The 23,353-nt window shown below is 63.9% G+C and carries 26 protein-coding genes; 12 read left to right on the top strand and 14 right to left on the bottom strand.

Annotated elements, in window-relative coordinates; genetic code table 11:
- Positions 1-124: 124 nt before the first annotated feature.
- Complete coding sequence (cysN, locus tag ACIPK7_RS29145; RefSeq protein ID WP_081517468.1) at positions 125-2,026, bottom strand: sulfate adenylyltransferase subunit CysN; 1,902 nt, start codon at positions 2,024-2,026, stop codon at positions 125-127.
- Between the two features lie 12 nt (positions 2,027-2,038).
- The gene (cysD, locus tag ACIPK7_RS29140; RefSeq protein WP_045209600.1) at positions 2,039-2,956 is read right to left on the bottom strand and encodes a sulfate adenylyltransferase subunit CysD; all 918 of its coding nucleotides are present in this window, start codon (positions 2,954-2,956) and stop codon (positions 2,039-2,041) included.
- Positions 2,957-3,292: 336 nt separating this feature from the next.
- On the opposite strand from cysD, the gene mltB reads away from it, so the two are divergent.
- Complete coding sequence (gene mltB / locus ACIPK7_RS29135) at positions 3,293-4,390, top strand: lytic murein transglycosylase B (protein WP_081517467.1); 1,098 nt, start codon at positions 3,293-3,295, stop codon at positions 4,388-4,390.
- A gap of 55 nt (positions 4,391-4,445) precedes the next feature.
- Here the strand turns inward: mltB and ACIPK7_RS29130 are convergent, their stop codons facing one another.
- A complete protein-coding gene (locus ACIPK7_RS29130; protein ID WP_081517466.1) occupies positions 4,446-5,204 on the bottom strand; it encodes a Nif3-like dinuclear metal center hexameric protein in 759 nt (252 codons plus the stop codon).
- A gap of 113 nt (positions 5,205-5,317) precedes the next feature.
- On the opposite strand from ACIPK7_RS29130, the gene algW reads away from it, so the two are divergent.
- Positions 5,318-6,466 (top strand): Do family serine endopeptidase AlgW, encoded by a 1,149-nt coding sequence (gene algW, locus ACIPK7_RS29125; RefSeq protein WP_192431564.1) that lies wholly within the window; start codon positions 5,318-5,320, stop codon positions 6,464-6,466.
- Positions 6,467-6,535: 69 nt separating this feature from the next.
- Here the strand turns inward: algW and hisC are convergent, their stop codons facing one another.
- The 10 genes from hisC to ACIPK7_RS29075 all read right to left on the bottom strand — a co-directional run bounded on the left by hisC (position 6,536) and on the right by ACIPK7_RS29075 (position 14,371).
- A complete protein-coding gene (gene hisC / locus ACIPK7_RS29120; RefSeq protein WP_192431565.1) occupies positions 6,536-7,591 on the bottom strand; it encodes a histidinol-phosphate transaminase in 1,056 nt (351 codons plus the stop codon).
- A 3-nt stretch (positions 7,592-7,594) separates the two neighbouring features.
- Positions 7,595-8,917, bottom strand: coding sequence for a histidinol dehydrogenase (gene hisD, locus ACIPK7_RS29115; protein WP_401091807.1), 1,323 nt, complete (start codon positions 8,915-8,917; stop codon positions 7,595-7,597).
- A 122-nt stretch (positions 8,918-9,039) separates the two neighbouring features.
- A complete protein-coding gene (hisG, locus tag ACIPK7_RS29110; protein ID WP_017518137.1) occupies positions 9,040-9,675 on the bottom strand; it encodes an ATP phosphoribosyltransferase in 636 nt (211 codons plus the stop codon).
- A gap of 14 nt (positions 9,676-9,689) precedes the next feature.
- Positions 9,690-10,958 (bottom strand): UDP-N-acetylglucosamine 1-carboxyvinyltransferase, encoded by a 1,269-nt coding sequence (gene murA, locus ACIPK7_RS29105; RefSeq protein WP_138212288.1) that lies wholly within the window; start codon positions 10,956-10,958, stop codon positions 9,690-9,692.
- A gap of 19 nt (positions 10,959-10,977) precedes the next feature.
- Entirely contained in the window at positions 10,978-11,217 is a 240-nt protein-coding gene (locus ACIPK7_RS29100) for a BolA family protein (RefSeq protein WP_017518139.1), read from the bottom strand.
- Between the two features lie 110 nt (positions 11,218-11,327).
- The gene (locus ACIPK7_RS29095; RefSeq protein ID WP_192431567.1) at positions 11,328-11,636 is read right to left on the bottom strand and encodes a lipid asymmetry maintenance protein MlaB; all 309 of its coding nucleotides are present in this window, start codon (positions 11,634-11,636) and stop codon (positions 11,328-11,330) included.
- Positions 11,633-12,280 (bottom strand): ABC transporter substrate-binding protein, encoded by a 648-nt coding sequence (locus tag ACIPK7_RS29090; protein WP_401091804.1) that lies wholly within the window; start codon positions 12,278-12,280, stop codon positions 11,633-11,635. Before ACIPK7_RS29090 ends, ACIPK7_RS29095 begins: the two co-directional genes overlap by 4 nt.
- An 11-nt stretch (positions 12,281-12,291) precedes the next feature.
- Positions 12,292-12,765, bottom strand: a complete 474-nt coding sequence (gene mlaD / locus ACIPK7_RS29085; protein WP_045209590.1) for an outer membrane lipid asymmetry maintenance protein MlaD — start codon at positions 12,763-12,765, stop codon at positions 12,292-12,294.
- Complete coding sequence (gene mlaE / locus ACIPK7_RS29080; RefSeq protein ID WP_045209589.1) at positions 12,765-13,562, bottom strand: lipid asymmetry maintenance ABC transporter permease subunit MlaE; 798 nt, start codon at positions 13,560-13,562, stop codon at positions 12,765-12,767. The genes mlaD and mlaE overlap by 1 nt, the downstream gene beginning before the upstream one ends.
- Positions 13,562-14,371 (bottom strand): ATP-binding cassette domain-containing protein, encoded by an 810-nt coding sequence (locus ACIPK7_RS29075; protein ID WP_192431569.1) that lies wholly within the window; start codon positions 14,369-14,371, stop codon positions 13,562-13,564. The genes mlaE and ACIPK7_RS29075 overlap by 1 nt, the downstream gene beginning before the upstream one ends.
- 238 nt (positions 14,372-14,609) lie before the next feature.
- On the opposite strand from ACIPK7_RS29075, the gene ACIPK7_RS29070 reads away from it, so the two are divergent.
- The 10 genes from ACIPK7_RS29070 to ACIPK7_RS29025 all read left to right on the top strand — a co-directional run bounded on the left by ACIPK7_RS29070 (position 14,610) and on the right by ACIPK7_RS29025 (position 21,724).
- Positions 14,610-15,584, top strand: coding sequence for a KpsF/GutQ family sugar-phosphate isomerase (locus ACIPK7_RS29070; protein ID WP_401091801.1), 975 nt, complete (start codon positions 14,610-14,612; stop codon positions 15,582-15,584).
- Positions 15,585-16,109: a KdsC family phosphatase gene (locus ACIPK7_RS29065; RefSeq protein WP_401091799.1), complete on the top strand. Its 525-nt coding sequence runs from the start codon at positions 15,585-15,587 to the stop codon at positions 16,107-16,109. It begins immediately after the preceding gene.
- A gap of 8 nt (positions 16,110-16,117) precedes the next feature.
- A complete protein-coding gene (gene lptC, locus ACIPK7_RS29060; protein ID WP_401091797.1) occupies positions 16,118-16,690 on the top strand; it encodes an LPS export ABC transporter periplasmic protein LptC in 573 nt (190 codons plus the stop codon).
- Positions 16,677-17,213, top strand: a complete 537-nt coding sequence (lptA, locus tag ACIPK7_RS29055; RefSeq protein WP_017518148.1) for a lipopolysaccharide transport periplasmic protein LptA — start codon at positions 16,677-16,679, stop codon at positions 17,211-17,213. Before lptC ends, lptA begins: the two co-directional genes overlap by 14 nt.
- Entirely contained in the window at positions 17,213-17,938 is a 726-nt protein-coding gene (lptB, locus tag ACIPK7_RS29050; protein ID WP_081517456.1) for an LPS export ABC transporter ATP-binding protein, read from the top strand. The genes lptA and lptB overlap by 1 nt, the downstream gene beginning before the upstream one ends.
- 253 nt (positions 17,939-18,191) lie before the next feature.
- On the top strand, positions 18,192-19,694 hold the full coding sequence (locus ACIPK7_RS29045; RefSeq protein ID WP_082085788.1) for an RNA polymerase factor sigma-54: 1,503 nt from the start codon (positions 18,192-18,194) through the stop codon (positions 19,692-19,694).
- Positions 19,695-19,771: 77 nt separating this feature from the next.
- Positions 19,772-20,080: a ribosome hibernation-promoting factor, HPF/YfiA family gene (hpf, locus tag ACIPK7_RS29040; RefSeq protein WP_017518151.1), complete on the top strand. Its 309-nt coding sequence runs from the start codon at positions 19,772-19,774 to the stop codon at positions 20,078-20,080.
- A 9-nt stretch (positions 20,081-20,089) separates the two neighbouring features.
- Positions 20,090-20,557, top strand: a complete 468-nt coding sequence (gene ptsN, locus ACIPK7_RS29035) for a PTS IIA-like nitrogen regulatory protein PtsN (RefSeq protein ID WP_037009823.1) — start codon at positions 20,090-20,092, stop codon at positions 20,555-20,557.
- Positions 20,558-20,559: 2 nt separating this feature from the next.
- Entirely contained in the window at positions 20,560-21,417 is an 858-nt protein-coding gene (gene rapZ, locus ACIPK7_RS29030) for an RNase adapter RapZ (protein WP_045209584.1), read from the top strand.
- Between the two features lie 34 nt (positions 21,418-21,451).
- The gene (locus ACIPK7_RS29025; protein ID WP_081517453.1) at positions 21,452-21,724 is read left to right on the top strand and encodes an HPr family phosphocarrier protein; all 273 of its coding nucleotides are present in this window, start codon (positions 21,452-21,454) and stop codon (positions 21,722-21,724) included.
- 221 nt (positions 21,725-21,945) lie between these two features.
- On the opposite strand, the gene pmbA is transcribed toward ACIPK7_RS29025, so the two are convergent.
- Positions 21,946-23,295 (bottom strand): metalloprotease PmbA, encoded by a 1,350-nt coding sequence (gene pmbA, locus ACIPK7_RS29020; protein WP_401091793.1) that lies wholly within the window; start codon positions 23,293-23,295, stop codon positions 21,946-21,948.
- Positions 23,296-23,353: the final 58 nt, after the last annotated feature.

Raw genomic sequence — 23,353 nt, 5'->3', positions numbered from 1 at the left:
GCGAGCTTGCTCGCGAACATTGCCTGGACAGCATGGTTTCAGGAGGTTCGCGAGCAAGCTCGCTCCTACAGAGAACAAAAGAAAAGCCCCGCAGAAGCGGGGCTTTTTCACAACACGGAGGCGATCAGATCGCGCCGCGCTGACGGAGCAGGTCGAGGACTGCCTTGACGCCCTCTTCCACCGACTGGCTCTGAGTGTCGATCACCAGATCGGCATCCAGCGGCACGTCGAACGGGAAGGACTCGCCCGGGATGTTGTCCTGGCCGGCAGCGTACAGGCCCTGCGGATCACGCTCACGGCAGACTTGCGGGGAAGCCTGGACGTAGACGGTGATCAGGCGCTCGGCACCGATCAGCGACTTGGCGCGCTCGCGACCCTCGGAGCTCGGGGCTACGAAGGCACACAGGCTGATCAGTCCGGCTTCGTTGAACTGACGGGCCACATGAGCGGTGCGCAGCCAGTTCTCGGTACGACCGGCGCGATCCTGCGGCAAGCCCTTGTTCAGGTCATGACGCAGGTTCTGGCCGTCCAGCACATAGACCGCGCGGCCCATGTCGAACAGCTTGCGCTCCAGGGCGTAGGCCAGGGTGCTCTTGCCTGCGCCGGAGAGGCCGCTGAACAGCACGGTAGCCGGCTGCTGGCCGAAGCGTGCAGCGCGCTCCTCACGAGCTACGTGGGCGTTCGCACCATGGTGAGCGACGGTGCCGTGGCTCGACTGCGGTGCAGCGATGATCATGCCGGCGCCGACAGTGCCGTTGGTCAGGCGGTCGATGACGATGAAGGCGCCGGTGGTGCGGTTCTGGTCGTAGCCGTCCAGCGCGATCGGTGCATCCAGGCTGACCTTCACACGGGCGATCTCGTTGAGCTTGAGTTCGCTGGCGGCGGTCTCTTCCAGGGTGTTCACATCCACCTTGTGGCTGATGCTCGGAATCGAGCCCGGCACGTAGCTGGTGGCGCGCTTGATGTCGTACTTCTTGCCCGGCAGCATCGGCTCTTCGGCCATCCACACCAGCATGGCGTCGAAGCCGTCGGTTACCTGCGGACGGTTGTCGGCGTGAACCAGCATGTCGCCGCGGGAGACGTCGATCTCGTCTTCCAGGGTCAGGGTGATCGCCTGACCCGGTCCGGCCTGCTCCAGCTCACCTTCAAAGGTGACGATGGACTTGACCTTGCTGCCCTTGCCCGACGGCAGGGCGATGACTTCGTCGCCCTTGCGCACGATGCCGCTCGCCAGGGTGCCGGCGAAGCCGCGGAAGTTCAGGTTCGGACGGTTGACGTACTGCACCGGGAAGCGCATGTCGTCAAGGTTGCGGTCGCCCGCGACTTCCACGGTCTCGAGGATTTCCATCAGCGACTGGCCGGTGTACCACGGCGAGCGCTCGGACTTGTTGACCACGTTGTCGCCCTTCAGCGCCGACATCGGCACGAAGTGCAGGGAGTTGGTCTTGAGGTTGATCTTGTCGGCGAACTGCAGGTAGTCGGCCTTGATCTGCTCGAAGACGCCCTGGTCGAAGCCCTTGAGGTCCATCTTGTTGATGGCGACGACGATGTGCTTGATGCCCAGCAGCGAGGCGATGAAGCTGTGCCGGCGAGTCTGGGTCTGCACGCCGTAGCGGGCGTCGATCAGGATGATGGCCAGGTCGCAGGTGGACGCGCCGGTGGCCATGTTGCGGGTGTACTGCTCATGGCCGGGGGTGTCGGCGATGATGAACTTGCGCTTGGCAGTGCTGAAGTAGCGGTACGCCACGTCGATGGTGATGCCCTGCTCGCGCTCGGCCTGCAGGCCGTCGACCAGCAGCGCCAGGTCGACGTCATCGCCGGTGGTGCCGACTTTCTTCGAGTCGCGGGTGATGGCCTCGAGGTGGTCCTCGTAGATCATCTTGGAGTCGTGCAGCAGGCGCCCGATCAGGGTGCTCTTGCCATCGTCGACGTTGCCGCAGGTGAGGAAGCGCAGGAGTTCCTTGCGCTCGTGCTGGGCCAGGTAGGCGAGGATGTCCTCGCTGATCAGATCGGATTGATGCGACATGGTGCGAGAACCTTAGAAGTAGCCCTGACGTTTCTTTTCTTCCATCGAACCGGCGGCATCGTGGTCAATGACCCGGCCCTGGCGTTCGGAAGTTCGCGTCAGCAGCATTTCCTGGATGATTTCCGGCAGCGAAGTAGCGGTGGACTCCACCGCGCCGGTCAGCGGGTAGCAGCCCAGGGTACGGAAACGCACCATCTTCTTCTGGATGCTGGCCTTCTGCTCGGGCGTGAGGTGCTCGAGGATGCGCTCGTCGTCGATCATGATCAGCGAGCCGTTCATCTCGATGACTTCGCGCTCGGCGGCGAAGTACAGCGGCACGATCGGGATCTGCTCCAGGTAGATGTACTGCCAGATGTCCAGCTCGGTCCAGTTCGACAGCGGGAAGACGCGGATCGACTCGCCCTTCTTCACCTTGCCGTTGTAGACGTTCCACAGCTCCGGGCGCTGGTTCTTCGGGTCCCAGCGGTGCTTGCTGTCACGGAAGGAGTAGACGCGCTCCTTGGCGCGAGACTTCTCCTCGTCGCGGCGGGCACCACCGAAGGCGGCATCGAAGCCGTGCTTGTCGAGGGCCTGCTTGAGGCCTTCGGTCTTCATGATGTCGGTGTGCTTGGCGCTGCCGTGGGTGAACGGGTTGATGTCCTGAGCCACGCCATCGGGGTTGATGTGGGTGATCAGGTCCAGGCCCAGTTCCTCGACCATCTTGGTGCGGAAGCTGTACATCTCCTGGAATTTCCAGCGGGTGTCGACATGCATCACCGGGAAAGGCAGCTTGCCGGGGAAGAAGGCCTTGCGCGCGAGGTGAAGCATCACCGCGCTGTCCTTGCCGATCGAGTACAGCATCACCGGGTTGTCGAACTCGGCGGCGACCTCGCGGATGATGTGGATGCTCTCGGCCTCCAGCTGTTTCAGATGCGTCAGTTTGTCGACCATGGCTACTCACGGAATTGCTTATGGACGGCCGGCGGGCCGTAGACGAGCGCGCACTCTATCACAGCGCAAGGCTCTAACCGGCGGGCCGGTTATACCGAAAAAATATACTGATATAGCCATACGCGCTCAGTGCGAACACCGCTTTCAACCGGTGTCTGAAGGTCCGCTCCCGAGGCGCTCGAACGAGGCGCAGCAAAGGCCCAAATGCCATCTCGGAAACAACCTCGGGACTTTTCCTGCAACAGAGTCAGCGACTTCTACGATGCTCTCCCGGCTTGTGCCCGGCCGGCACTGCGCTAGCATAGCGGCACGTTTTCCTGTCCCAGAAGATTTCCCATGCGCCGCATCGCTTTCGCCCTGCCCCTGCTTGTCCTCATCTCCGCGTGCAGCAGCAAACCGACTCCCGCCCCGCAGCCGGCCCAGAAGCCGAAGACGCCGACCCTGATCACGCCCAGCGCCCATCCGGCGTTCGGCTCGGTGCAGCCGATTACCCCGCTGCGCGGCGACTTCGCCGGCAACGCCAGTGCCCAGCGCTTCATCGACCGCATGGTGAGCCAGCACAACTTCAACCGCCAGGACCTTCAGGACCTGTTCGCCCAGACCCGCGAGCTGGACTGGGTGATCCGCCTGATGGACCGCCAGGCGCCGACCTACACTCCGCCCAGCGGCCCGAATGGCGCGTGGCTACGCTACCGGAAGAAGTTCATCACCCCGGACAACGTGCAGAAGGGCGTGCAGTTCTGGGACCAGTACGAAGCCGACCTGCAGCGCGCCTCGCGCACCTATGGCGTGCCGCCGGAAATCATCGTCGGCATCATCGGCGTGGAAACCCGCTGGGGCCGCGTGATGGGCAAGACGCGGATCATCGACGCGCTGGCCACCCTCTCCTTCTCCTACCCGCGCCGCGCCGAGTTCTTCAGCGGCGAGCTGGAGCAGTTCCTCCTGCAGGCACGCAAGGAAGGCGACAATCCGCTGGAGATGCGCGGCTCCTACGCCGGCGCCATGGGCTACGGGCAGTTCATGCCCTCCTCGTTCACAAAATACGCGGTGGACTTCGACGGCGACGGTCACCGCGACCTGTGGAACCCACGGGATGCCATCGGCAGCGTGGCCAACTACTTCAAGCAGCACGGCTGGGTGACTGGGGACGCGGTGGCAATCCCGGCGATCGGCCAGGCGCGCTCGCTGGAAGACGGCTTCAAGACCCAGTATCCCATCAGCGTACTGGCCAACGCCGGGCTGCGTCCGCAGGGCTCGCTGGGTAACCATCAGAGCGCCAGCCTGCTGCGCCTGGACATGGGCAACACCTACCAGTACTGGTACGGCCTGCCGAACTTCTACGTGATCACCCGCTACAACCACAGCACGCACTACGCCATGGCGGTGTGGGAGCTGGGCAAGGCGGTCGACCGCCAGCGCCACGGCTATCGCTGAGGCGCGCACAAAAAAGCCGGCTTGATGAGCCGGCTTTTTTCATGGCGCCGAAGCATCAGGCAGGGTTCGGGCAATCGATGAACAGGTGCTCGATGGCGAAACGCCTGGCCAGGTAATCCCCCAGCGCCTGCACGCCGTAGCGCTCAGTGGCGTGGTGGCCGGCGGCGATGAAGCTGATGCCGTTCTCCCGCGCGCTGTGCACGGTCTGCTCGGAGACTTCGCCGGTCAGGTAGGCATCGACGCCAGCGGCAATCGCCTGATCGATGTAGCCCTGGGCGCCACCGGTACACCAGGCGATGCGGCGGATCGGCTGGCCGCCATCCACCAACAGCGGCTCGCGGCCCAGCACGTCGCGCACATGCAGGGCCAGATCGCTCGGCAGCATGGGTTCGGCGAGCGAGCCGACCAGCACGATGGAGCGCGGATTACCTGGCTCCAGCGGCCCTTCGATCTCGAAGCCGAGCTGGCGACCCAGTTGCACGTTATTGCCCACTTCGCCGTGCAGATCCAGTGGCAGGTGATAGGCCAGCAGGCTGATGTCGTTGTTCAGCAGGGTCTTCAGGCGACGCTGCTTCATGCCCACCACGCGGGCATCCTCGCCCTTCCAGAAATAGCCGTGGTGGACCAGCACCACATCGGCGCCTGCTTCCACGGCAGCATCCAGCAGCGCCTGGCTGGCGGTGACACCGGAAACGATACGGCGCACCTGCGGACGGCCCTCGACCTGCAGGCCGTTGGGGCAGTAATCCTGGATCTTCGCCGCGTCGAGAAAACGGTCCGCTTCCTCGACCAGCGTGCTCAGTGCGATTGCCATCGAAATTCCTCCAACATCGGCTGCGAGCGTCTATTTTCTTGGCTCGCCGCCCGTATAATGGCCGCCACCCTATCGGCCATCCCCCGGCCAAGCAACCCCAAGGATTTTCTTCGATGCTGAAGGCCCTGCGTTTCCTCGGCTGGCCCGTGCTGGTTGGCGTCCTGTTGGCGCTGCTGATCATCCAGCATAACCCGCAATGGGTCGGCCTTCCGCAGCAGGAAGTGCACCTGCAGCAGGCCCCGCTGCTCAGCCGCCTGCAGCAGGGTCCGGTCAGCTACGCCGACGCCGTGACACGCTCCTCGCCGGCCGTGGCCAACCTCTACACCACCAAGATGGTCAGCAAGCCGAACAACTCGATGCTCGACGACCCGCTGTTCCGGCGCTTCTTCGGCGATAACCTGCCGCAGCAGAAGCGCATGGAGTCGAGCCTGGGTTCGGCGGTGATCATGAGCCCCGAAGGCTACCTGCTGACCAACAACCACGTGACCTCCGGCGCCGACCAGATCGTCGTGGCCCTGCGCGACGGCCGCGAGACCATCGCCCGCCTGGTCGGCAGCGACCCCGAGACCGACCTCGCGGTACTGAAGATCGACCTCAAGGACCTGCCCTCGATCATGCTCGGGCGTTCCGACGGCATCCGCACCGGCGACGTCTGCCTGGCCATCGGCAACCCCTTCGGCGTCGGCCAGACCGTCACCATGGGCATCATCAGCGCCACCGGCCGCAACCAGCTGGGCCTGAACACCTACGAAGACTTCATCCAGACCGACGCGGCGATCAACCCGGGCAACTCCGGCGGTGCGCTGGTGGACGCCAATGGCAACCTGATCGGCATCAACACCGCGATCTTCTCAAAGTCCGGCGGCTCCCAGGGCATCGGCTTCGCCATCCCGACCAAGCTGGCCCTGGAAGTCATGCAGTCGATCATCGAGCACGGCCAGGTGATCCGCGGCTGGCTCGGCGTCGAAGTGCAGCCGCTGACCCCGGAACTGGCCGAGTCCTTCGACCTCAAGGACAAGGCCGGCATCGTCGTCGCCGGCGTCTACCGCGACGGCCCCGCCGCCAAGGGCGGACTGCTGCCGGGCGACATCATCCTGAACATCGATGGCGAGGCCGCCAGCGATGGCCGTCGCTCGATGAACCAGGTCGCGCGCACCAAGCCGGGCGAGAAGATCACCATCGAAGTGCTGCGCAACGGCAAACCAGTGACGCTCAACGCAGAAGTCGGCCTGCGCCCGCCGCCCGCACCTAACGCCAACTGATGCGGCTCGCTTTTCGAGAGCCATAAAAAACGGCGCCCGAGGGCGCCGTTTTCATTTGCAGCGACAGCGTCACAGCTTAAGCCGCAGAACATCGATCAGAGCCTGGTTCTGCTCTTCGGTGCCGATGCTGATGCGCAGGAACTGGTTGATCCGCTGCTGCTTGAAGTGACGCACGATCACGCCCTCCTCGCGCAGGGCCGCGGCCAGCTCGGCGCCGTCGCGCTGCGGGTGACGGGCGAAGATGAAGTTCGCCGCTGACGGCAGCACGTCGAAGCCCAGGGTGTTCAGCTCGGCCACCAGCTTCTCGCGGCTGTGGATAACTGCGTTGCAGGTCTGCTCGAAGTAGGCCTGGTCCTCGAAGGACGCCGCCGCGCCAGCCAGCGCCAGGCGGTCCAGCGGGTAGGAGTTGAAGCTGTTCTTCACCCGCTCGAGCGCTTCGATCAGGTCCTCGTGGCCCACCGCGAACCCGACCCGCAGGCCCGCCAGCGAGCGCGACTTGGACAGGGTCTGCGCCACCAGCAGGTTCGGGTAGCGGTTGACCAGGGAAATCGCGGTCTCGCCACCGAAGTCGACGTAGGCCTCGTCCACCAGCACCACGCTGTCCGGGCTCGCTTGCAGCAGGCGTTCGATGGCCTCGAGCGGCAGCAGGCAACCAGTGGGCGCGTTGGGGTTGGGGAAGATGATGCCGCCGTTCGGGCGCGCGTAATCCTCGACGCGGATCTGGAACTGCTCATCCAGCGGCAGCGCTTCGAAGTCAATGCCGTAGAGGCCGCAGTAGACCGGGTAGAAGCTGTAGGTCACGTCGGGGAACAGCAGCGGCTTGCCGTGCTGGAACAGCGCGTGGAAGGCGTGGGCCAGGACTTCGTCCGAACCGTTGCCGACGAAGACCTGGGAGGTCTTCACACCGTGGTACTCGGCGATGGTCTGCTTCAGGCGGTCGGCGTTCGGGTCCGGGTACAGGCGCAGCGTATCGTTCAGCTCGACCTGGATCGCGGCGACCACCTTCGGCGACGGGCCGTAGGGGTTCTCGTTGGTGTTCAGCTTAACCAGCTTGGCCAGCTTCGGCTGCTCGCCCGGAACGTAGGGCACCAGTTCCTTGACGAAGGGACTCCAGAATTTGCTCATCGATTACTCACTCTTGCCGTCAAGGATACGGAACTCAGCGCTGCGCGCATGTGCGGTCAGCGACTCGCCACGGGCCAGGATCGAAGCGGTCTTGCCCAGTTCGGAAGCGCCCGGCGCGGAGCAGAAGATGATCGAGGAACGCTTCTGGAAGTCATACACGCCCAGCGGCGAGGAGAAGCGCGCGGTGCCGGAAGTCGGCAGCACGTGGTTCGGCCCGGCGCAGTAGTCGCCCAGCGCCTCGGCGGTGTAACGGCCCATGAAAATGGCGCCGGCGTGACGAATCTTGGGCAGCCAGCCTTCCGGGTCTTCCACCGACAGCTCCAGGTGCTCCGGGGCGATGCGATTGGCGACCTGGCAGGCCTGCTCCTGGTCCGCGACGAGGATCAGCGCGCCGCGGTTGGTCAGCGAAGTGCGGATGATCTCGGCGCGCTCCATGGTCGGCAGCAGCTTCTCGATGCTGGCGGCAACCTTGTCGAGGAAGGCCTCGTCCGGGCTGACCAGGATCGACTGGGCGTCTTCGTCGTGCTCGGCCTGGGAGAACAGGTCCATGGCGATCCAGTCCGGATCGGTGCCGCCATCGCAGACCACGAGGATTTCGGAGGGGCCAGCGATCATGTCGATGCCAACCTGGCCGAATACATGGCGCTTGGCGGTGGCGACATAGATGTTGCCCGGACCGACGATCTTGTCCACCTGCGGCACGCTCTCGGTGCCGTAGGCCAGCGCGGCCACGGCCTGGGCGCCACCGATGGTGAAGACGCGGTCGACCCCGGCGATGCAAGCGGCGGCCAGGACAATCTCGTTGATCTCGCCACGCGGGGTCGGAACGACCATCACCACTTCGTTAACGCCGGCGACCTTGGCTGGAATGGCGTTCATCAGCACGGAAGACGGATAGGACGCCTTGCCGCCCGGCACGTACAGGCCGGCGCGGTCCAGCGGGGTAACCTGCTGGCCGAGCACGGTGCCGTCGGCTTCGGTGTAGCGCCAGGAGTCTTGTTTCTGCTTCTCGTGGTAGCTGCGCACACGTTCGGCAGCCGTTTCCAGAGCTTCGCGCTGGGCTGGGGTGATGCGGGTCAGGGCCAGTTCCAGACGCTCGCGCGGCAGGATCAGGTCGGCCATGGTCTTGGCATCGACACCGTCGAAGCGCTGGGTGAACTCGACCACGGCGGCATCACCGCGCTTGCGCACGTCGGCAATGATGTCCAGGACGCGCTGGTTCACCGACTCGTCGGACACGCTTTCCCAGGAGAGCAGATGGTCCAGATGACGCGCGAAGTCCGGATCGGCGGCGTTGAGTCGACGGATAGCGAAGGGTGCGGTCATAGCTGGCCTCTTTAATTGGCATGATCTCGGGCGCCGCAAGACTATCAAGCCTTCCGTGCGGGCACCCGAGAAAATTTGGCTATGACACGGATAGGCGGCCGCGACCGAAGCCGCGGTATGAATTACGCCCGGTGTCGAGACTCCACTGCTTCGCGCAGGGTGTCGATCAGGGCCTGGATGCGCGCGTGCTGCATCTTCATCGAGGCCTTGTTCACGACCAGGCGCGAGCTGATGTGCGCGATCAGTTCCTGGGGTTCCAGGCCGTTCGCACGCAGTGTGTTGCCGGTGTCGACCACGTCGATGATCTTGTCGGCGAGGCCGACCAGCGGTGCCAGCTCCATGGAGCCGTAAAGCTTGATCACGTCGACCTGACGGCCCTGTTCGGCGTAGTAGCGCTTGGCGACATTGACGAACTTGGTGGCCACGCGCAGGCGGCCCTTGGGCTCCGGCGCGCCGACCGCACCAGCGGTCATCAGCTTGCAGTTGGCGATCTTCAGGTCCAGCGGCTCGTAGAGGCCCTGGCCACCGTACTCCATGAGCACGTCCTTGCCCGCGACGCCGAGGTCGGCAGCGCCGTGCTCGACATAGGTCGGCACGTCGGTGGCGCGCACGATCAGCAGGCGCACGTCATCGAGGGTGGTGGGGATGATCAGCTTGCGGCTCTTGTCCGGATTCTCGGTCGGCACGATGCCCGCCGCTGCGAGCAGCGGCAGGGTGTCGTCGAGGATACGGCCCTTGGACAGGGCAATCGTCAGCATTGTCTGGCTCAGCCCTAGCCCGGCACGCGGCGAATCTTCGCCCCGAGCAGTTGCAGTTTCTCTTCGATGCACTCGTAACCACGATCGATGTGGTAGATGCGGTCGATCATGGTATCGCCGTCAGCCACCAGGGCTGCGATCACCAGGCTGGCGGAAGCGCGCAGGTCGGTCGCCATGACCGGTGCGCCCTTGAGCTGCGGAACGCCGGTGACGATGGCGGTGTTGCCCTCGACCAGGATCTGCGCGCCCATGCGGTTCATCTCGTAGACGTGCATGAAGCGGTTCTCGAACACGGTCTCGATGACCGCGCCGGTGCCTTCGGCGATGGCGTTCAGGGAGATGAACTGGGCCTGCATGTCAGTCGGGAATGCCGGGTACGGCGCGGTACGAAGGTTCACTGCCTTCGGCCGGTTGCCCTTCATGTCCAGCTCGATCCAGTTGCTGCCGGTGGTGATGTGCGCTCCGGCTTCGACCAGCTTGGCCAGCACGGCCTCGAGGATGGTCGGATCGGTGTCCTTGAGCTTGACGCGGCCACCGGTGGCCGCCGCGGCGACCAGGTAGGTACCGGTCTCGATGCGGTCGGGCATGACGCTGTACTTGGCGCCGCCGCCCAGGCTTTTCACACCGTTGATCACGATGGTGTCGGTACCGGCGCCTTGCACGTCACCGCCCATGGCGTTGATGAAGTTCGCCAGGTCGACGACCTCGGGCTCGCGCGCGGCGTTTTCCAGCACGGAGCGGCCATTGGCCAGGGCCGCGGCCATCATGATGTTCTCTGTACCGGTCACGGACACGGTGTCGAAGAAGAAGTGCGCACCCTTCAGGCCGCCGGCCGGAGCCTTCGCCTTGATGTAGCCGCCTTCGACATCGATCTGCGCGCCCATGGCTTCCAGGCCGCGGATGTGCAGGTCCACCGGACGCGAGCCGATGGCGCAGCCGCCGGGCAGCGCGACTTCGGCTTCACCGAAGCGGGCGACCATCGGGCCGAGTACGAGGATCGACGCACGCATGGTCTTGACCAGTTCGTACGGCGCCACCAGGGTCTTGATGGTGCTGGCATCGACTTCGACGTTGAGCTTCTCGTCGATGATCGGCTGCACGCCCATGCGACCGAACAGCTCGATCATGGTGGTGATGTCGTGCAGGTGCGGCAGGTTGCAGACGGTCACCGGGGTGTCCGCCAGCAGGGTCGCGGCAAGGATCGGCAGCGCCGAGTTCTTCGCGCCGGAGATGCGGATCTCGCCATCGAGACGAGTGCCGCCGGTAATGATCAGTTTATCCATTGCTATTTTCCCCGTGGGCTCAGGAACGCTCGGCCCAGGCGGCGCGGCTGAAGAATTTCATGGTGACGGCATGGATGGCGCCGGAGGCGATCCACTCGTTCAGGTGGGCATAGATCTGTTGCTGGCGCTTGACCGGGCTCAGGCCGGCGAGCTCGTCGCTGATCAGGTTCAGCTGGAAATTGCAGCCTTCGCCTTCCACTTCGATCTGGGTACCTGGGAGTTTCGATTCCAGGAAGTTTTTGACTTCTACGGCCTGCATGCTCAACCTCGTTCGGCGCCCTACGCGCGCGGGTCGGCCATGATACAAAAAAGCCCCCCGCCTGCGAACCCCGGCAGGGGAAGTCGCGGACGGAGGGCCCTTTTAGTGTCTCAATGCTGTAACGGCAGGATCTCCAGGAGCTCGCCAACTTTGGCGATTTCCTGCATGTCCTTGGGCAGGCCGGATATCTGCAGCGTCTTGCCGGCCTTGCGCGCATCACGGGTATAGGACAGCAGCAGCGACAATCCGACGCTGCTGGAGTGCTCCACCGCCGAGCAGTCCAGACGCAGCGCGCCGGCCTTGCTGGAAGCGATCAACCGGGCGCCCTGCTGACGCAGCGCCGGGCCGGTGCTGTAGTCCAGCACGCCAGCAAGGGACAGTTCGCCCTCGCTACGCTCCGTGATACTGCCCTGACTCATTCTGCGCCGCCTTCCGGATGGCCCTTGGCAGCGTCCTTGGCTTTGGCGACCACCTGGCCCCAGCCGGCGATGGTGGCTTCCAGGTCGTTGCGGTTCTTCTGCATGGAATCGGCGAACTGGTCGCGGAACAGCTTGCCGATGTTGATGCCATTGATGATCACGTTACGCAGGCGCCAGGTGCCGCCCTGGTTGACCATGGTGTACTGGACCGGATAGACGGCACCGTTGCCACCGACCACTTCCATGTTCACCGAAGCGCGGTCCTGATCCTGTTTGCCGCTGTTCAGCACGCGGATGTCCTGGTTGTCGTACTCCAGCAGCGCGTTGCCATAGAACTGGAACAGGCTGTTCTTGAAGGTTTCCTCGAAGCGCTTGACCTGCTCCGGAGTCGCCTGACGGGAGTACTTGACGGTCATCACGCCCTTGGCGATGCCCTCGGAATCCACGACCGGGCCGAGAATGCGGTTCAGGGTGTCGTAGAACGCCTGGGGATTGGCCTTGTAGCTGGCCTTGTTGGTCCTCAGGTCCGACAGCAGACTGTCGACGGTCTGCTGCACGACCTGCTGGGCGGTCTGCTCGGCCTGGGCGAACAGCGGCAGGATCGCGAGCAGAACCAGGAAGCCACGGCGCAAGGTTTTCAACATGGAGTGAATCCTCATTTCTTCGAGTCGTCTTTGTTGACCGAATTCAGCAGGAACTTGCCGATCAGGTCTTCCAGCACGAGTGCCGACTGGGTGTCCTTGATGGTATCGCCTTCCTTCAGCAGCTCTTCATCGCCACCGACGCTGATGCCGATGTACTTCTCGCCCAGCAGGCCGGCGGTCAGGATGGAAGCGGTGGAGTCATCCGGCAGGTTGTTGACCTGGCGATTGATCTCCATGGTCACACGACCACGATAGCTGTCATGGTCCAGATCCACCGCAGTGACCTTGCCGATGGTGACGCCTGCCATGGTGACTTTGCCACGCACGGTGACGCCGGCGATGTTGTCGAAATAGGCATACAACTTGTAGGTATCGCCCGAATTGCCGATGGTCAGTCCACTGACACGCAGGGCCAGCAGCAGCAGGGCCAGCAGGCCGGCCAGAATGAACAGGCCTACACCGATTTCCAGGGTGCGGGTTTGCATCAGAAGTCTCCAAACATCAAGGCGGTCAGGATGAAGTCCAGCCCCAGCACGGCCAGGGAGGCATACACAACGGTACGGGTGGTGGCGCGGCTGATCCCTTCGGAGGTCGGTTCGCAGTCATACCCCTGGAACACGGCGATCCAGGTCACGACGAAGGCGAACACCACGCTCTTGATCACGCCATTGAGAATGTCCTTGGTGAACTGCACGCTGTTCTGCATGTTCGACCAGTACGAACCGTCATACACACCCAGCCAGTCCACGGCGACCAAGGCTCCGCCCCAGATGCCGACGACACTGAAGATAGCTGCCAGCAGCGGCATCGAGATGAAGCCCGCCCACAGACGCGGAGCGATAATGTACTTGAGCGGATCGACGCCGATCATTTCCAGGCTAGACAGCTGCTCAGTGGATTTCATATTGCCGATCTCCGCGGTCAGCGCAGAACCCGCGCGCCCGGCGAACAACAGACCGGTCACCACAGGCCCCAGTTCACGCAGCAGCGTCAGCGCGACCATCTGGCCGACCGCCTGCTCGGAGCCATAGCTGGCCAATATGTTGTAGCCCTGCAGGGCCAGCACCATGCCGATGAACAGGCCGGAGACGACAATGATCGCCAGCGACAGCACGCCAACCGAATACAGCTGCTTGATCAGCAGCTGGAAGGCGCCGCTGTGCACGCGACGACCGAAGATGGCGTGCACCAGGAACAGGGTCGAACGCCCCAGCGATTCGAGGACATCGAGGCCCGCGCGCCCGAGCAGGCGAACTCGCTCGAGCGGTGAAGTCTTGCGCATCAACGTTCTCCCAGCAGGTCGGCGCGGTAATCGCGAGCAGGATAGTGGAATGGCACCGGACCATCCGGGATGCCCTTCATGAACTGACGAACCCGCGGATCATCGAGACCCTGCAGGTCGGCCGGCGTTCCGTGACCGAGCACGCGGCCGTCGCCGACGATGTAGATGTAGTCGGCGATACTCGCGGTTTCCGCAAGGTCGTGGGACACCACGATGCTGGTGATTCCCAGGGCATCATTGAGCAGGCGGATCAGGCGCACCAGCACGCCCATGGCGATCGGGTCCTGGCCCACGAACGGTTCGTCGTACATCAGGATCTGAGGGTCCAGCGCGATGGCGCGGGCCAGCGCCACGCGGCGCTTCATGCCGCCGGACAGCTCATCGGGCATCAGATCGACCGCCCCGCGCAAGCCCACGGCCTGCAACTTCATCAGCACGATGTCGCGGATCATGTCCTCGGGCAGCTCGGTGTGCACGCGCAGCGGGAAGGCCACGTTCTCGAAGACATCGAGGTCGGTGAACAGCGCGCCGCTCTGGAACAACACGCCGAACTGCTTGCGCATGTCGAACAGATCACTGCGTCCCAGCGTGGGGAGGTTCTGACCATTGACCCACACTTCACCGCTCGCCGGACGCAGCTGGGCGGCGATCAGTCGCAACAGGGTGGTCTTGCCACAACCCGACGGTCCCATGATCCCGGTGACCTTGCCGCGTGGAATGCGGATGTCCACGTTATCGAAAATCTTACGCGTGCCACGCTTGAAGCTCAGGCCCTTCAGCTCGACCGCGTATTGGTCATTGGTGCTCATAGAACTCCTTTCATCACGGCGCTGTCCGTTGCCCCGTCTGTCACACGACAGAAACACGGCGCGGCAGGCCGAACGGCCGCGAACTATAACACCCCGCGAAGCCACGCCCCAAGGGCTGCTAAGCCACTGTTAAGGCACAGTTCAGCAAAATGCGTTCAACATTGAGATACCAGTGATGAAGCCTTTGCCGCTTTCCCGTTATAATCTCGCACTTCATTTTGCCCCGCGCCTTTCGAACATGAGCCAGAAACACGATTTCATCCAGTCGGCACAACGCACAATTCGCCTAGAGCGTGACTCGGTGGACGCTCTGCTGCCGCGCATCGGCGCCGATTTTTCCCAGGCCTGCGAACTGCTGCTGGCCTGCAAGGGCCGCGTGGTCGTGGTCGGCATGGGCAAATCCGGGCACATCGCCCGCAAGATTGCCGCCACCCTGGCCAGCACCGGCACCCCGTCCTTCTTCGTGCACCCGGCCGAGGCCAGCCACGGCGACATGGGCATGATCACCAAGGACGACGTCGTCCTGGCCCTGTCCAACTCCGGCTCCACCGCCGAAATCATCACCCTGCTGCCGCTGATCAAGCGCCTGGGCATCACCCTGATCAGCATGACCGGCAACCCCGAATCGCCGCTGGCCAAGGCCGCCGAGGTCAACCTGGACGCCAGCGTCGAGCATGAAGCCTGCTCGCTGAACCTGGCGCCGACCTCCTCCACCACGGTTTCCCTGGTGATCGGCGACGCGCTTGCCATCGCCCTGCTGGAGGCACGCGGCTTCACCGCCGAAGACTTCGCGTTCTCGCATCCGGGTGGCGCACTGGGCCGTCGATTGTTGCTGAAAGTGGAAAACATCATGCACGTGGGTGAAGCATTGCCGCAGGTTTCCCCCGGCACTTCGCTCAGCGGCGCCCTGCTGGAAATGACCCGCAAGGGCCTGGGCATGACCATCGTGCTCGGCGAAGACGGCCGCTTGGCCGGGGTCTTCACCGACGGCGACCTGCGCCGCACCCTGGACAAGGGGCTGGACTTCCGCCAGGCGACCATCGACCAGGTGATGACCGTGCACGGCAAGACCGCCCGCCCGGACATGCTCGCTGCCGAAGCCCTGAAAATCATGGACGACCACAAGATCAACGTACTGGTGGTGGTCGACGACAAGGACCACCCGGTCGGCGTCCTGCACGTCCACGACCTGACCCGCGCAGGAGTCATCTGAATGACCGCAGACCTGCTGCAACGCGCGAAAGCCGTCCGCCTGGCGGTGTTCGACGTCGACGGCGTGCTCACCGACGGCAAGCTTTACTTCCTGCCCGATGGCGGCGAGTTCAAGACCTTCAACACCCTGGACGGCCAGGGCATCAAGATGCTGATGAACTCCGGCGTGCGTACCGCCATCATCACCGGCCGCTCGAGCCCGGTGGTCGAGCGGCGGGCGAAGAACCTGGGCATCAACCACCTGTTCCAGGGTCGCGAGGACAAGCTGGTCGCCCTCGACGAGTTGCTCGCCGAACTGGGTCTAGGCTATGAAGACGTGGCCTATCTGGGCGACGATCTGCCCGATCTGCCAGCCATTCGCCGTGCAGGCCTCGGCATGGCAGTCGCCAGCGGCGACGCCTTCGTCCGCCAGCATGCCGATGGCGTGACCCAGGCCCGAGGCGGCGAAGGCGCCGCCCGCGAGTTCTGCGAACTGATCCTGCGCGCCCAGGGCAACCTCGAAGCTGCCCAGAACGCGTATCTCTAGAGCCGAACATGCCCAAGACATTCCAACAGAAGCTGTTGTTCGCCTTGATCGCCATCGGGTTGATCGCCCTCGGCTATTACTGGAACGTGCGCCTGGACTTCAATGAGCGGCAACTCAAGTCGCAGACCAGCGATGCCATCGATTTCTACGTGGTGAATGCCAAGAGCATTCAGTACCGCGTCGACGGCTCCCTCGCCTACGAGATGACCGCCGACAAACTCGAACACCTGAAAGCAAGCGACGTAACCCTGGTTACCACGCCCGACCTCTACTTCCACCGGGAGAATGAGCCTCAGCCGTGGCACGTCCAGAGCGTTCGCGCCGAAGTAGCCCCCGAAGGCAAGCAGGTCGAGCTGATCGACGACGTGCGCGTTGCGCGCACCGACGCGCAGCAGCGCACGCTCCTGCTCAACACCTCGCGCATGACGGTGTTCCCAGACAAGGACTATGCGCAGACTGACCAGCCCGTGAAGATCACCGAACCCAACGGTGTGACTACGGCAGTTGGCATGAAAGCGTATCTGAAAGACAGCCGGATGCTCCTGCTGTCCAACGTAAGAGGTCAGCATGAGGCTCGTTAACACCCTCCCCCTTCTTTTCAGCCTCGCCGCCGCTATCGGCAGCTCTGCCGCCTGGGCTCTTCCTACCGACCGGGAACAGCCGATCCGCGTCCAGGCCGACAGCGCCGAACTGGATGACAAGCAGGGCGTGGCCGTGTATCGCGGCGACGTGGTGGTAACCCAGGGCAGCATGAAGCTGACTGGCAACACCGTTACGCTCAAACAGAACAAGGACGGCGAGATCGAGGTCGTCACCTCGGTCGGCAAGCCCGCCTACTTCGAACAGAAGCCGGCGCCGGACAAGCAGATCACCCAGGCCTACGGCCTGACCATCCAGTACTTCGTCTCGCAGAACCGCGTCGTGCTGATCGACCAGGCCAAGGTGATCCAGGAAGGCAACACCTTCGAAGGCGAGAAGATCGTCTATGACACCCAGCGCCAGATCGTCAACGCAGGCCGCGCCACCGGCTCCCAGGTGACCACGCCGCGCCCGCGTATCGACATGGTCATCCAGCCCAAGAAAAAGCAGGATCAAGCGCAGTAATGGCTACGCTAACCGCCCAGCACCTCGCCAAGAGCTACAAGAGCCGGCAAGTCGTCCGCGACGTCAGCATGAGCATCGAGAGCGGGCAGATCGTCGGCCTGCTCGGCCCCAACGGAGCGGGCAAGACCACCTGCTTCTACATGATCGTCGGCCTGGTTCGCGCCGATCAGGGCGTCGTGCGCATCGACGAGCAGGATGTCACCCACCTGCCCATGCACGGCCGCGCCCGCGCCGGCATCGGCTACCTGCCGCAGGAAGCCTCGATCTTCCGCAAGCTGTCGGTGGCGGACAACATCGGTGCGATCCTCGAGACCCGCACGGACCTCGATCGCGCCGGCCGCCAAGAGGCCCTGGAAGGCCTGCTCGAGGAGTTCCACATCCACCACATCCGCGACAACCTCGGCATGAGCCTGTCCGGTGGTGAGCGTCGCCGCGTGGAAATCGCCCGCGCGCTGGCCAGTTCGCCAAAGTTCATCCTGCTCGACGAGCCCTTCGCCGGCGTCGACCCCATCTCCGTGGGCGACATCAAGCAGATCATCCACCACCTCAAGGCCAAGGGCATCGGCGTACTGATCACCGACCACAACGTCCGCGAGACCCTGGATATCTGCGAAACGGCGTACATCGTCAACGACGGTCAGCTGATCGCCGAAGGCAGTGCCGAGAGCATCCTCGCCAACGACCTGGTGAAGGAAGTCTACCTGGGCCACGAGTTCCGTCTCTGACCCCTGCGCCGCGCCCTGCCTGGGCGCGGCAGATCCATCTCCCCTCCAAGCGTGGCGCGGCTCGTCGGCCGCTCCGCGACGCACCCGGCTGCCTGGTCTACCCTGGCGCAACCGGGTTGTAACGAAAGGTCGACAGCCCCTAGGCAAAGCGTCCAAACTCAGGCATATAATTTGCTTCCTCGCGGCACCCCGGTGTCCGTAGTCGTGGATATGGCGCGCTTCGCGCCAGCGAACAAGGTGCCTAGTTCCAGCCATGAAACCATCGCTAGTCCTCAAGATGGGCCAGCAGCTGACGATGACTCCGCAGCTGCAACAGGCCATCCGACTGCTCCAGCTTTCCACGCTGGACCTCCAACAGGAAATCCAGGAAGCCCTGGAGTCCAACCCGATGCTGGAGCGCCAGGAAGAAGGCGAGGATTTCGATAACAGCGATCCCATGGCGGACGGTGCCGAATCCGGCGCCAACGGCACCAGCAGCAGCTCCCAGGACAACTTCCAGGAAAGCACCACACCCAGCGTCGACAGCCTCGACGAGGACCAGTGGGCCGAGCGCATCCCCAACGAGCTGCCGGTCGATACCGCCTGGGAAGACATCTACCAGACCAGCGCCAGCAGCCTGCCCAGCAACGATGACGACGAGTGGGACTTCACCTCCCGCACTTCCGCCGGCGAAAGCCTGCAGAGCCATCTGCTGTGGCAGCTCAACCTCCTGCCGATGTCCGATACCGACCGCCTGATCGCCCTGAGCATCATCGACGGCATCACGGATGACGGTTACCTCGACGAGTCCCTCGACGACATCCTCGCCTCCATCGACCCGGAACTGGGCGTGGAGATGGATGAAGTGGAAGTCGTCCTGCGCCGGGTGCAGCAGCTCGAACCCGCCGGCGTCGGCGCGCGCAACCTGCGCGAATGCCTGCTCCTGCAGCTGCGCCAGATGCCGACCAAGACCTACCTGCTGGCCGAAGCCATCCGCCTGGTCAGCGACCACCTGGATCTGCTCGGCAGCCGTGACTACAGCCAGCTGATGCGGCGTATGAAGCTCAAGGAAGACGAGCTGCGCGAGACCATCGAACTGATCCAGTCGCTCCACCCGCGCCCAGGTTCCCAGATCGAATCCGGCGAAGCCGAATACGTCGTCCCGGATGTCATCGTTCGGAAGAACAACGACCGCTGGCTGGTGGAGCTGAACCAGGAAGCGGTGCCGCGCCTGCGCGTGAACTCGCAGTATGCGGGCCTCGTGCGCCGTGCCGACTCCAGCGCCGACAACACCTTCATGCGTAACCAACTGCAGGAAGCGCGCTGGTTCATCAAGAGCCTGCAGAGCCGCAACGAGACGCTGATGAAGGTGGCGACCCAGATCGTCGAGCACCAGCGCGGCTTCCTCGAATACGGCGAGGAAGCGATGAAGCCACTGGTCCTGCACGATATCGCCGAGGCGGTGGGAATGCACGAATCGACCATCTCCCGTGTCACCACGCAGAAATTCATGCACACGCCCCGTGGCATCTTCGAGCTGAAGTACTTCTTCTCCAGCCACGTCAGCACCTCCGAAGGCGGCGAGTGCTCGTCCACCGCGATTCGCGCCATCATCAAGAAACTGGTCGCGGCGGAAAGTCCGAAAAAGCCATTGAGTGACAGCAAGATCGCTGGTTTACTGGAGGCACAGGGCATTCAAGTGGCACGTCGTACCGTCGCCAAGTACCGGGAGTCCCTAGGAATCTCTCCCTCGAGCGAACGCAAGCGACTGGTGTGACGTTGATCCACGCCAAAGTGTTCCGGCGGCAGGCACCCTAACCTGCCTCTTACACACGGCAACAAGGAGAAAGCGGTATGCAAGTCAACATCAGTGGACATCAACTGGATGTGACCGACGCCCTGCGCGACTATGTCGGCGAGAAACTTGGCCGACTGGAGCGCCACTTCGACAAGATCACCAATGTTCAGGTCATCATGGAGGTCGAGAAGCTGAAGCAGAAAATTGAAGCCACCCTCCACATCGCCGGTGGCGAAGTGGTGGCCTGCGCCGAACATGAAGACATGTACGCGGCCATCGACCTGCTCACCGACAAGCTCGACCGCCAACTGATCAAGCACAAGGAAAAATACCTCGAACGCCAGCAAGGTGTTGGTGTCCGTTAACCCCTCCCTATGATCCGACTTGAGCAAATCCTGACCCCCGGCCGTTCCCTCGTGAACGTGCCGGGCGGCAGCAAGAAACGTGTCCTCGAACAAATCGCCAACCTGGTGGCTCGCGAGCTGCCGGGTTTTGATTCCCAAGACATCTTCGACAGCCTGGTGGCCCGGGAACGCCTGGGCTCCACCGGCTTCGGCAATGGCATCGCCATTCCGCATTGCCGCCTCCCCGGCTGCCAGTCGCCCATCAGCGCCATCCTGCACCTGGATCACCCGGTAGACTTCGACGCCCTCGACGGCGCGCCGGTCGACCTGGTGTTCGTGCTGCTGGTGCCGGAAGCAGCCACCGAGGAGCACCTGGAACTGCTGCGGCAGATCGCCTCCATGCTCGACCGCTCCGACGTCCGCGACCGCCTGCGTCACGCCGCCAACGGCGAGGACCTGTACCGGATCGTCGTGGACTTTCAGAACAACGGGCACTGATCATGCGCCTGATCATCATCAGTGGGAGATCCGGCTCGGGCAAGAGCACCGCGCTCAACGTGCTCGAGGACAACGGTTTCTACTGCATCGACAACCTGCCGGCCAGTCTCCTCCCGGACCTGGCCCAGCGCGCACTGCTGCACACCGAGCTGCTGCACCCGCAGGTCGCCGTGTCTATCGACGCGCGCAACCTGCCCAGCCAACTGCAGCGCTTCCCCGAGCTGCTGCAGGAAGCCCGCGACAAGCACATCCAGTGCGACGTGCTGTACCTCGATGCCGATGATGAGACGCTGCTCAAGCGCTTCTCCGAGACTCGCCGACGCCACCCGCTGACCACCGACACCCGCTCCCTGGCCGAGGCCATCAGCGACGAGTCGAACCTGCTGGCGCCGATCGCCGACCTGGCCGATCTCAAGCTCAACACCACCAACCTGAACCTCTACCAGCTGCGCGATGTGCTCAAGCTGCGCCTGCTGAACAAGCCCGAACTGGGTACCGCCTTCCTGGTCGAATCCTTCGGCTTCAAGCGTGGCATGCCGGTGGACGCCGACTTGGTATTCGACGTGCGCTGCCTGCCCAATCCGTACTGGAAGCCCGAACTGCGCGAGCACACCGGGCTGGAAACGGAAGTCCAGGAGTACCTGGCGGCGCAACCGGACGTCGAAGAGATGTACCAAGACATCCTCGCCTACCTGAACAAATGGCTGCCGCGCTTCGCCGCGAGCAACCGGGCCTACGTGACCATCGCCATCGGCTGCACCGGTGGCCAGCACCGCTCGACTTACATTGCCGAGCGTATTGGTCAGGCCCTCAAGGAAACCCTCACCAACGTACAGATTCGCCACCGCGACCTGAGCTAAGCAGCGACAGACAACAAAAGGACAGCCCCTCGCGATGCCCGCCCTCGAAGTCACCATCATCAACAAGCTTGGCCTGCACGCCCGCGCGGCGGCCAAATTCGTCGGCGTCGCAGGGCGATTCCCTTGCCAGGTTCGCGTGGGTCGCAATCCGGAGAGTACAGTGGACGGCAAAAGCATCATGGCCGTGATGATGCTGGCCGCCGGCAAGGGCACCAATCTGCACCTTGCCGCCGAGGGTGAGCAGGAAGACGAAGCGATCAAAGCGTTGGTCGACCTGATCAACAACTACTTCGATGAAGGCGAGTGACGCGCCGGGCTATCAGCCCCGCTACACATCGAGCCCTCCCCTCTTATCCAGCAGCTCCGCGGTTCAGCCCTGCACGGCCTGAGCCGCGTGCTCGCGCCGCCACTTCTCGGAAGACTCCCGTCCATATAGCCCTTGGCGATAGCTCTGGCCAGCGCGCCAGCTCGAAGACGTGAAGCGAGAAAATCTGGAAGCCGCGGCCAGACTAGCCGCGGCGTGCAGGCTCAGTTGCCGGCGACCATCATCTTTTCGATGAGCACGGAGCCGGTGTGCAGGTTGCCGCGGTACTCCACATCGTTGCCAATGGCGACGATGCTGCGGAACAGGTCGCGCAGGTTTGCGGCGATGGTGACTTCCTGCACCGGGAACTGGATTTCGCCGTTCTCTACCCAGTACCCGCCAGCACCACGGGAATAGTCGCCGGTCACCAGGTTGACACCCTGCCCCATCAGCTCGGTAACCAGAAGGCCACGCCCCATACGGCGGATCAGGGCGGCCTGGTCCTCGTCGCCATGGCTGACGAACAGATTGTGCACGCCCCCCGAGTTGGCCGTGCTGGGCATGCCCAGCTTGCGCCCAGAGTAGGTGCCGAGCACGTATGACACCAGTTCGCCACCCTCGACGAAGGGCTTGGCGTAAGTCGCCAGACCATCGTTGTCGAACGAGGCACTGCCCAGCGCGCCGTGCAGCAGCGGGCGTTCGTCCAGGGTCAGCCATTCCGGGAACAGCCGCTGGCCCAGTGCGCCCTCGAGGAACGACGACTTGCGGTACAGGCTGCCGCCGGAGATGGCACCGAGGAAATGGCCGAACAGGCCGACCGCGACTTCCGGGGAGAACAGCACCGGCACTTCGGCGGTCGGCACCGGGCGCGCGCCGAGACGGCTGGCGGCGCGTTCGGCGGCGCGACGGCCGATGGATTCGGGAGTGGCCAGCAACTCACCGCGGCGGTTCACGTCGTACCAGTAGTCGCGCTGCATCTGCCCTTCCAGCTCGGCGATCATCACGCAGCTCAGGCTGTGGCGGGTGCTGGCGTAGCCGCCGACGAAGCCGTGGCTGTTGCCGTAGACGCGGCAGCCCTGGTGGGTATTCAGCGTGGTGCCGTCGGCCTTGGTGACGCGCTTGTCGGTAGCGAACGCAGCGGCCTCGCAGGCCAGCGCGCGCTCGATGGCCTGGTCGGGGGTGATCGACCAGCCGTGGTACAGGTCCAGGTCCGGCAGGTCGCGCGCCATCAGCGCCGGGTCCGCCAGGCCGGCACAATCGTCTTCGGAAGCGTGCTTGGCAATCGCCAGCGCCGCCGCCACGGTCTCGCGAATAGCATCCGCGCCGGTGGCCGATGTGCTCGCGGAGCCCTTGCGCTGGCCGACGTAGAGGGTGATGCCAAAGCCCTGGTCGCGGTTGAACTCGACGGTCTCGACTTCGCCCTGGCGCACCGAGGTCGACAGCCCCTGCTCCACCGACACCGCCACCTCGCAGGCGCTGGCGCCCTGCCGGGTGGCCTCGGCGATGATCCGCTCGACCTGCTCACGCAGTTCGGGAAGGACCTCCGGGCTCACTGCCGGGTTGTGTTCGCTCATTGAATGCCTCTCCTGTTCATGATCCGGCCCTCGCCATCAAGCGGCGGCGACCGGCGCG

Source organism: Pseudomonas sp. NPDC086581, assembly GCF_044746165.1.
Lineage (GTDB): Bacteria > Pseudomonadota > Gammaproteobacteria > Pseudomonadales > Pseudomonadaceae > Pseudomonas.
Note: the sequence above shows the minus strand (reverse complement) of the source record. Positions and strands in the feature narration are given on the sequence as shown.